Annotated in this window: 1 protein-coding gene; it reads left to right on the plus strand. The window is 61.9% G+C overall.

Annotated features, from left to right (window positions below; all coding sequences use genetic code 11):
- Positions 1-993 precede the first annotated feature (993 nt).
- Positions 994-1,354 (plus strand): hypothetical protein (locus tag I6E78_RS18775; protein ID WP_231618048.1); only part of this gene is annotated, 361 nt, incomplete at its 3' end.

The following is a 1,354-nucleotide window of genomic DNA, read 5'->3' on the forward strand; positions in this document are numbered from 1 at the left end:
GGTGACCGCGGTGGCACCGAACGTCATCCGGTGGGCAACTGCTGAAGCTGACGGCACAGCCACCGGCACAATCACGGTGAAGATGGCTGCGGCTGGCTGGACGAAGGTTTACACCGGCACCAACTTGGCAGTCTACAAGTCGGCCGACCCGCAGGCCCACGGGCAGTTTCTGCGCGTCAACGACACCGGCACGACGGCGGCGCGGGTGGTCGGGTACGAGAATATGACTGCGGTGTCTACCGGCACAGGTCTTTTTCCTACGAGCGCGCAGCTCAGTGGCGGTTTCTATTGGGGTAAGTCTCACACGGCTGGTTCCGCGGACGTGGCGTGGGCGATTGCGGCCGACAGCCGTGCCTTCTACTTCAACGCTGCGGCGTATGTGACGACCGGAGGGCCAACAGCCAACGGTGGTGCGGCTTACTTTTTTGGCGACCTCGTGCCGCATAGTCGGTCCGGGGACGCCTACGCAACCATGCTGACCGGCGCGCCAGGTTCGGTGTGGGAAAGCTACGGTGGTCAGTACATCCTGTCTTCGGACGTAGCAACGCGCGCGATACCTCGCAAGGTAGACGGGACGGGGACCGCGATACAACCAGAAGTCTCGCCGTACACCGCGTACAACCTTAGTTTCTTGCCCAACACCGTGAATGGACGTGTCCCGTTCACGCCGATCATGGTGCGGGACTCGCAATCGCAAACAGGCATTCGTGCGGACATACCGGGGGGCAGGTTGTCACTGCACTTCGGCGCCGAAACTGTACTCTCCGAGCATCAAATCTTCTACGACNCAATCGCAAACAGGCATTCGTGCGGACATACCGGGGGGCAGGTTGTCACTGCACTTCGGCGCCGAAACTGTACTCTCCGAGCATCAAATCTTCTACGACACAGATGGTCGTGCTCGCGTGAACATGCTCGCGCCGAACAACATGACCAGTGCGTCGGGTTTCAACTCCCTCGCGGTTGATGTGACCGGCCCCTGGAGGTAACGCCGTGGCCGCACACAAATATTGGCGTGCCAAGCTGATGACGGCCCCCACGCTGTCCACGCTTGAGCTGTCTGAGTTTCACCTGTTCGACGGCGCCACGCGCGTCGATGCGGCGGCCACGCTGACGGCGAGTGCGGCCCCCACGGGTCCGCTGACCAACCTGTCTGACAACAACACGGCCACAGGCTGCTACTGGAGCACCGGAGGTGATGCGGTGGTGCTGACATGGACGTTTCCAACGGCCGTACAGGTTACAGGCATTGAGCTGGGCGCGCGCACCACAGCCTCTCGATTCCCCACCGCTCTGGTCTTGCAGGGGGGAGATGCCGTAACAGGAACGGGTCCTAGCCCAGAGTACACCACAC

The sequence above is a fragment of the Pseudoalteromonas sp. NZS127 genome (assembly GCF_015864805.1).
GTDB lineage: Bacteria > Pseudomonadota > Gammaproteobacteria > Enterobacterales > Alteromonadaceae > Pseudoalteromonas > Pseudoalteromonas nigrifaciens.